This is a genomic window from Streptomyces niveiscabiei (assembly GCF_001419795.1).
Classification (GTDB): Bacteria; Actinomycetota; Actinomycetes; order Streptomycetales; family Streptomycetaceae; genus Streptomyces; species Streptomyces niveiscabiei.
This window is the reverse complement of record NZ_LIRL01000540.1, coordinates 1-7,299: the sequence shown is the minus strand read 5'-3', so window position 1 is coordinate 7,299 and position 7,299 is coordinate 1. Positions and strand designations below refer to the sequence as shown.

At 70.8% G+C, this 7,299-nt stretch carries 9 protein-coding genes; 5 read left to right on the top strand and 4 right to left on the bottom strand.

The window, feature by feature from the left end; all coding sequences use genetic code 11:
• The 3 genes from AOK24_RS25535 to AOK24_RS25525 all read left to right on the top strand — a co-directional run.
• A partial coding sequence (locus AOK24_RS25535) for a nitroreductase/quinone reductase family protein (protein WP_159051979.1) occupies positions 1-130 on the top strand: 130 nt, incomplete at its 5' end.
• A 192-nt stretch (positions 131-322) separates the two neighbouring features.
• Positions 323-685: a DUF1304 domain-containing protein gene (locus tag AOK24_RS25530; RefSeq protein ID WP_055722418.1), complete on the top strand. Its 363-nt coding sequence runs from the start codon at positions 323-325 to the stop codon at positions 683-685.
• Complete coding sequence (locus AOK24_RS25525; protein ID WP_055722417.1) at positions 682-1,245, top strand: TetR/AcrR family transcriptional regulator; 564 nt, start codon at positions 682-684, stop codon at positions 1,243-1,245. Before AOK24_RS25530 ends, AOK24_RS25525 begins: the two co-directional genes overlap by 4 nt.
• An 18-nt stretch (positions 1,246-1,263) precedes the next feature.
• Here AOK24_RS25525 and AOK24_RS25520 read toward each other — a convergent pair whose 3' ends face one another.
• Both AOK24_RS25520 and AOK24_RS25515 read right to left on the bottom strand, forming a co-directional pair.
• Positions 1,264-2,340 carry an NAD(P)-dependent alcohol dehydrogenase gene (locus AOK24_RS25520; RefSeq protein WP_055722416.1) on the bottom strand — a complete coding sequence of 359 codons (1,077 nt, stop codon included), beginning with the start codon at positions 2,338-2,340 and terminating at the stop codon, positions 1,264-1,266.
• Between the two features lie 55 nt (positions 2,341-2,395).
• A complete protein-coding gene (locus tag AOK24_RS25515) occupies positions 2,396-3,850 on the bottom strand; it encodes an aldehyde dehydrogenase family protein (protein ID WP_055722415.1) in 1,455 nt (484 codons plus the stop codon).
• A gap of 111 nt (positions 3,851-3,961) precedes the next feature.
• On the opposite strand from AOK24_RS25515, the gene AOK24_RS25510 reads away from it, so the two are divergent.
• Both AOK24_RS25510 and AOK24_RS25505 read left to right on the top strand, forming a co-directional pair.
• Positions 3,962-4,387: a MarR family winged helix-turn-helix transcriptional regulator gene (locus AOK24_RS25510; protein ID WP_055722414.1), complete on the top strand. Its 426-nt coding sequence runs from the start codon at positions 3,962-3,964 to the stop codon at positions 4,385-4,387.
• 188 nt (positions 4,388-4,575) lie between these two features.
• On the top strand, positions 4,576-4,950 hold the full coding sequence (locus AOK24_RS25505; protein ID WP_055722413.1) for an anti-sigma factor antagonist: 375 nt from the start codon (positions 4,576-4,578) through the stop codon (positions 4,948-4,950).
• 32 nt (positions 4,951-4,982) lie between these two features.
• Here the strand turns inward: AOK24_RS25505 and tuf are convergent, their stop codons facing one another.
• Positions 4,983-6,176, bottom strand: coding sequence for an elongation factor Tu (tuf, locus tag AOK24_RS25500; RefSeq protein ID WP_055722412.1), 1,194 nt, complete (start codon positions 6,174-6,176; stop codon positions 4,983-4,985).
• 55 nt (positions 6,177-6,231) lie between these two features.
• Entirely contained in the window at positions 6,232-7,185 is a 954-nt protein-coding gene (locus tag AOK24_RS25495) for a ribose-phosphate diphosphokinase (protein ID WP_055722411.1), read from the bottom strand.
• Positions 7,186-7,299 lie beyond the last annotated feature (114 nt).

Below are 7,299 nucleotides of genomic sequence, written 5' to 3'. Positions count from 1 at the left end.
CCGCGAGGTCACCGGCGAGGAGAAGGCCGCGTGGTGGGAGCGTGCGGTCGCCGCCTACCCGCCGTACGCGGAGTACCAGGAGAAGACGGACCGGGAGATCCCCGTCTTCGTGCTGGAGCCGCGGGCGTAGAAATCCACGGCCCGGCAGGTGTGAATCCCCGCCTGCCGGGAACGCGGTCTACGGGCCCCGCCGCGCTCCCCCGTCGCGGCGGGGCCTCTTCATGCCCTGTTCGGCCCACCTCGATTCGACTTCGTGGACACCTGTCCAGCTATAGTGGACAGGTGTCCATGAAGTTCTGATCCGAGGGAGTCGAAAAAGGTCATGGAAACGGTCGCGAACGTACTGGTGGCGCTGATCGCCCTGCTGCACGCGTACATCCTGGTGCTGGAGATGTTCCTGTGGCAGAAGCCGCCGGGCCGCCGCTTCCACGGCTTCGACCCGCAGTTCGCGGCGGCCACCGCGAAGCTCGCCGCCAACCAGGGCCTCTACAACGGCTTCCTCGCGGCGGGCCTGGTCTGGGGCCTGATCGCGGACGACCCGACCGGCTTCCGCGCGCAGGTCTTCTTCCTGTCCTGCGTGATCGTCGCGGGGGTGTACGGCGCGGCGACCGCGAACCGGCGCATCCTGTTCGCGCAGGCCGTGCCCGGCGCGATCGCCCTGGCCGCCGTCCTGATCGCGCAGTGACCCGCGCCGCGCCCGAGGACCCGCGGGCCGCCCGCACCCGGGCGAGGCTGCGCTCGGCGCTGCTCGCGGAGTGCGCGGAGCGTCCGCTGGAGGAGGTGAGCGTGGCCGCGCTGGTCCGGCGGGCCGGTACCGGGCGGGCCACGTTCTACGTCCACTACACCGACCTCGAAGACCTCGCGGTCGACGCGTGCGCGGACGTCGTACGGGAGGCGGTTCAGGCGCTGCACGCCTGGCAGGGACGGCCCGATCCGGTGCGCGCGCCGGCCGCGCTGCCGGAGTTCTTCGCCTCCCTCACTCCTCATCTCGCCCTGTACCGGCGGCTGTTGACGCCCGGCGGGGGCGGGCCGCTGGGGCTGGTGCTGCACCGGGACCTGCGCGCGTACAGCCTGCGCGAGCGGGAGCGGGCGGGGGCCGCCGACGCCGCGCTGGTGGCGTCGGCGGTGGCGGCGACCTTCGCGGGGGTGCTCGGGGACTGGCTGCACGGGCTGTTGGCGGGGACACCCCGCCAGATAGCCGACCAGGTGTGGCAGTTGCTGGTCGCGCTGCACGCCAGCCGGTGAACTGCCCGCCGGGTCGGGTCAGAACAGCAGGACGGGTTTGACGGTCCGGCCCTCGGTCATGTCCTTCACCGCCTGCCCGATGTCCTCGAATCCGTACGTCCCGATCAGCTTCCCCAGCGGCAGCCGCCCCGACTTGACCAGCCCGACCAGCGTCGGGACGAGGCTCTGCGTCTCACTGTCCCCCAGCGTGAGGCCGACGACCCGCTTGCCGGTGAGCAACCCGTTGACGTCCAGGGCGACTTCGGTCCCGAAGGGCGGGGCCCCCACGACGACGAGCGTGCCGCGCGCGGCGAGCGCGTCCACCCCGGCGCGCAGGACGGCCGTACTGCCGGTCGTCTCCACGACACCGTCGACACCCTGGTGGAGTTCGCGTACGTCGGTGAGGGTGCGGGTCGCGCCCAACTCCCGTGCCAGGTCGAGCCGTTCGGGCACCCGGTCGACGGCGACGACCTCGGTGGCCGGGGAGAGCGCGGCGGCCATCACCGCCGAGAGGCCCACCGCGCCGGCGCCGAGGACGACGACCGTGCTGCCCGGCTCCGGCTTGAGGACGTTCCAGACCGCGCCCACCCCGGTCTGGACTCCGCAGCCCAGCGGGGCGATCGAGGCGAGCGGCACCTCCGGGTCGACCTTGACGAGGCTGCGCTCGTCCACCAACGCCCGCTCGGCGAAGGAGGATTGGCCGAAGAAGTGGCCGCCGAGGGCCTCGCCGTCGCGGGTGATGGTGGCGGTGCCGTCGGCCCGGCGGCCCCCGAGGAGGTTCAGGGGGAGCCAGTCGGCGCAGTAGGCGGGGTGGCCGCCGTTGCAGTTGCGGCAGGCACCGCAGGAGGTGAAGGACAGGACGACGTGGTCGCCGGGGGCGACGGAGGTGACGGAGGCGCCGACGGCTTCGACGATCCCGGCGCCTTCGTGGCCGAGGACGCCGGGGAGGGGGAACGGCAGGCCGCCGGACGCGACGCCGAGGTCGGTGTGGCAGAGGCCGGCGGCGACCATGCGGACGACGGCCTCGCGGGGGCCGGGGTCGTCGAGGGTGACGTCCGTGAAGGTGAAGGGGGCGCCGCCCGTCTCAACGACGGCGGCCCTGGTGGTGCGGGGCATGACTGAACTCCTGGGTTTCTGGGGCGGGTTGCTTCACGGGGCGGGGCGGTGCCCCTCAGTCCAGCGACACGACCACCGACTTCGTCTTCAGGTACCCCGCCAGCGCCTCCGGCCCGTACTCCCTGCCGAACCCCGAGTCCTTCACTCCCCCGAACGGCACCGCGGGGTCCAGCATCGCCCAGTCGTTGATCCAGACGATGCCCGCCTGGAGGCGGTCGGCGACGCGGTGGGCGCGGGCCAGGCTGCCGGTCTGGATGCCCGAAGCCAGGCCGTAGGGCGTGGAGTTGGCGAGGGCGACCGCCTCGTCCTCGTCGTCGAAGGGCTGGACGGTGAGGACCGGGCCGAAGACCTCCTCCTGGACGACCCGCGAGTCGTTGGGGAGGTCGGCGATGACGGTCGGCTTGTAGTAGTAGCCGCCGTCCAGGTCGAGGCGTTCGCCGCCGCAGACGATCCGGCCGCCGTCCTTGCGGGCGAGGTCGACGTACTCCTCGACCTTGCGCAGATGCCGCTCCCCCGCCAGCGGGCCGACGACGGTCGCCGGGTCGCGCGGGTCGCCGACCGGGATGCCGGGGACCGCCTCGGCGAGGATGTTCAGCAGCGTCGCGTGGACCGAGCGGGCGACCAGGAGACGGGGGCCGCCCATGCAGAACTGGCCGGTGTTGAACACGAATCCCTTGATGATCGCGCCGACGGCCTTCTCCAGGTCGGCGTCCTCGAAGACCAGGTGGGGCGCGTTTCCGCCCAGTTCGACGGTGACCGGTTTCAGCGCCTGCCCGGCGATCGCGGCGGCGTGCCGGCCGATGTTCGTGGAGCCGGTGAAGGCGACCTTGTCGATGCCGGGGTGGCGCAGGAGGGCTTCCCCGGCGACGGGTCCGGTGCCGGTGACGACGTTGACGACGCCGTCGGGGACGCCCGCGCGCTGGAGGAGGCCCGCCATGTACAGGGCGCTGAGGGGGGTTTCGTCGGCCGGTTTGTGAACGACCGTGTTCCCGGCGGCGAGTGCGGGCGCGAGTTTCGAACCGGCCAGGATCAGCGGGAAGTTGAACGGCGTGATCGCGGCGACGACTCCGAGCGGGCCGCGTCTGGTGTAGGCGTGGGTGCCCTGCTGGGTCTCGCGGGTGGCGCCGTCGAGCTGGAAGGCGAGGGCCGCGTAGTACTCGTAGTCGTTGGCGGCGTTGGTGACGTCGACGGCGCGGGCCAGCGTGATGGGCTTGCCGACGTCGAGGCTCTCCAACTCGGCGATCGTGTCGGCCTCCTGGCGGATCAGCTCGGCGACGCGCAGCAGGACGCGGCCCCGTTCGCGGCCGGTGAACTGGGACCAGGGGCCGGTCTCGTACGCCTCGCGGGCGGCGCGCACGGCGGCGTCGACGTCGGCGGGTGCGGCCTCGGCGACCGTGGTGAGCGTGCGGCCCCTGGACGGGTCGATCACCTCGGTGCGCGCTCCGTCGGCGGATTCCCGCCACTGGCCCCCGATGAAGAGCTGCCCGGGGTCGATCTGGAAGGCGGTCATCGCCACTCCTCGGGTCTGCGGCGCCGTCGCCGCGTCGTCAACCGACAGGATTCCTGGTGGTCCGCAGTCTCTTTACAGACAGGTTTCCTGTCAATGGTTTACGCTCGGTCCATGGCCGGAAGCGCACCCCCCTCCCTCCTCTACATGGTCAAGCAGCTCGAACTCGCCGTCCGTTCCCGGCTGGACGAGCTGGTCAGGCCGTCGGGCATCACCGCCTTGCAGTACACGGCGCTGACGGTCCTGGAGCGCCACGACGGCCTGTCCGCCGCCCAGTTGGCGCGGGACTCGTTCGTCACGGCGCAGTCGACCGCCGATCTGGTGCGGTCCCTGGAGAGCCGGGGGCTGCTGCGCCGGGAGCCGAATCCGGCCAGCAGGCGGGAGCTGAGGATCCTGCTGACGGACGCGGGGCGGGAGTTGCTCGCGCTGCACGCGGAGCAGGTGCGCGAGCTGGAGGACCGCATGGTCAACGCCCTGACGGAGCGCCAGACGGACCAGTTCCGGCAGTCGCTCACGCGGGCGTGGCAGGCACTGTCGTAGGGCCCCGGGCCGGACTTTCGTACTCCGTCGCGCACTGGCCGACTATGAGCGGTCCTTTTTCGAAGACATATGTCAATCGAACATGCTGAAATTCACTCCATCGGGGGTAACTTGCTGAGGCAGGCTCCGCCGAGCGCTCCCCAGCGTCCGTCTCGTCCTATCCGCCGGCCCGTGCTGGAGGCAATGCCATGGTGCCGCAGGAACCCCTGGTCGACACCCCTCACCTGCGCATACGTGAGGAACAGGGGTACGTCGTGCTGGAGTTCCACGGCGAGATCGACATCGTCGCGGCGATGGAGATCCTGCCGCACATCGACGACCGCGTGGCGGGGCAGGCCCCGCGCGTGCTCATCGACCTCACCCCGGTCGAGTTCTTCGACTGCTCGGGGCTGCGCCTGCTCTACCGCGCCCGTGCCCGGGCCCTGGAGCGCGACGGGGAGTTGCGCCTGGTCTGCGTCCACCCGCTGACCCTGCGGGTGCTGCGGGCGACGGGCCTGTCGAAGCTCCTGCCGCCCGCGCCGAGCGTGGAGACCGCCCTCGGGAAGCCCGGGGAGACCTTATGAACGCGCCGGGTGAACTCTCTTGGCAGACCTGGCTACTTGAGGATTTTCGTCACCTGCCCCGCGCCCACCGTCCGGCCGCCCTCGCGGATGGCGAACTTCAGCCCCTCCTCCATCGCGATGGGCTGGATGAGCTGGACGAGCATGCCGGTGTTGTCGCCCGGCATGACCATCTCGGTCCCGTCGGGCAGCGTCACCACCCCCGTGACGTCCGTCGTCCGGAAGTAGAACTGCGGCCGGTAGTTGTCGAAGAACGGCGTGTGCCGCCCGCCCTCGTCCTTCGACAGGATGTACGCCTGCGCCTCGAACCGCGTGTGCGGCATCACCGAGCCCGGCTTGATGACGACCTGCCCGCGCTCGACGTCCTCCCGCTTGACGCCGCGCAGCAGCAGCCCCACGTTCTCCCCCGCCCAGCCCTCGTCGAGGAGCTTGCGGAACATCTCGATGCCCGTCACCGTCGTCCGCGTCTTCTGCTCGTGGATGCCGATGATCTCGACCTCGGTGTTCACCCGGAGCGTCCCGCGCTCGATCCGCCCGGTGACGACCGTCCCGCGCCCGGTGATCGTGAACACGTCCTCGATCGGCATCAGGAACGGCCGGTCCACGTCCCGCTGCGGCTGCGGTACGGCCGTGTCGACCGCGTCCAGCAGTTCCAGCACCGACCGAGACCACTCGGGGTCGCCCTCCAGCGCCCGCAGCGCCGACACCCGGACGACGGGGAGGTCGTCCCCCGGGAACTCGTACTCCGTGAGCAACTCGCGGACCTCCAGCTCGACGAGCTCCAGGATCTCCTCGTCGTCCACCATGTCCGTCTTGTTCAGCGCGACGACGATGTACGGCACGCCCACCTGCCGCGCCAGCAGCACGTGTTCCTTGGTCTGCGGCATCGGCCCGTCGGTCGCCGCGACGACCAGGATCGCGCCGTCCATCTGGGCCGCGCCCGTGATCATGTTCTTGATGTAGTCGGCGTGGCCCGGACAGTCCACGTGCGCGTAGTGCCGGGCCTCGGTCTGGTACTCGACGTGCGCGATCGAGATCGTGATCCCGCGCTGGCGCTCCTCCGGCGCCTTGTCGATCTGGTCGAACGGCGTGAACGGGTTCAGGTCGGGAAACCGGTCGTGCAGCACCTTCGTGATCGCCGCGGTCAGCGTCGTCTTGCCGTGGTCGATGTGGCCGATGGTGCCGATGTTGACGTGCGGTTTGGTCCGTTCGAACCGTGCCTTCGCCACTGCGGGCCTCCTGTCCCTGAAGGGCGCCCGGCGTCAACAGGCGCCTGCCTCCTGTCTATTCGCTCCCGGGCGCGTCGAACAGGGCGCTGACGGACTCGCCGTTGTGAATACGGCGCACAGCTTCGGCGAGCGCGGGGGCGATCGACAGGACGCGCAGCTTGTCCGTGTGCTCCTCCTCCGGGACCGGCACGGTGTTCGTGCACACGATCTCCAGCACGTCCGGCTGCTCGCTCAGCCGCTTCAGGGCGCCGGACGCGAACAGGCCGTGCGTACAGGCCACCCTGATCGACCTCGGCTTCAACTCCCGCAGCTTCTCCAGGAGTTCCAGGACCGTGCTGCCCTTCGCGATCTCGTCGTCCAGCACGATGACGTCCCGTCCCGTCACCTCGCCGATCACCGCGCTGATGCTGACCCGGTCGTCCGCGAACCGCTGCTTCGCGCCCGCCGCGACCTGCGCGCCGATCAGCCGCGCGAACGCCGCGGCCTCCTTCGCGTTCCCGAGGTCCGGGGAGACCACCGTCGTGCGGGCCAGGTCGTACTGGCGGAAGTGCGCGGCCAGTTCGCGCAGCGCGTGCAGGTGGTCGACCGGGACCGAGAAGAAGCCGTGCACCTGCGGGGAGTGCAGCGTCATCGCCAGGACCCTGCTCGCTCCGGCCGACACCATCAGGTCCGCGACCATCCGGCCGCCCATCGAGATACGGGGCGCGTCCTTCTTGTCCGAGCGGGCGTACGAGTAGTGCGGCAGCACGACGGTGATCCGCCGCGCCGACGCGCCGCGCGCCGCGTCGCACATCAACAGCAGCTCCACGAGGTGTTCTTGAACCGGTTTGACGAGCGGCTGCACCAGGAACACGTCCCGTTCCCGGCAGTTGGCCTGGAGCTGCACCTCCAGGCAGTCGTTCGCGAACCTGCTGACCTGGGTCGGGCGCAGGGGAACACCGAGGTGGGCGCAGACTTCCGCGGCGAGTTCGGGGTGGGCGCTGCCGGAGAAGACGGCTATGTCTCGCACGATCGGCTCCTAAGGGGCTCTGATGATCATGTCGGGGGCTCTCATGGTAGGGGTGTTCGAGGGGCGATTGGAGAGGGCGATGGGGGTGTGCGCAGGTCGTGGGCGGGCCGGGGG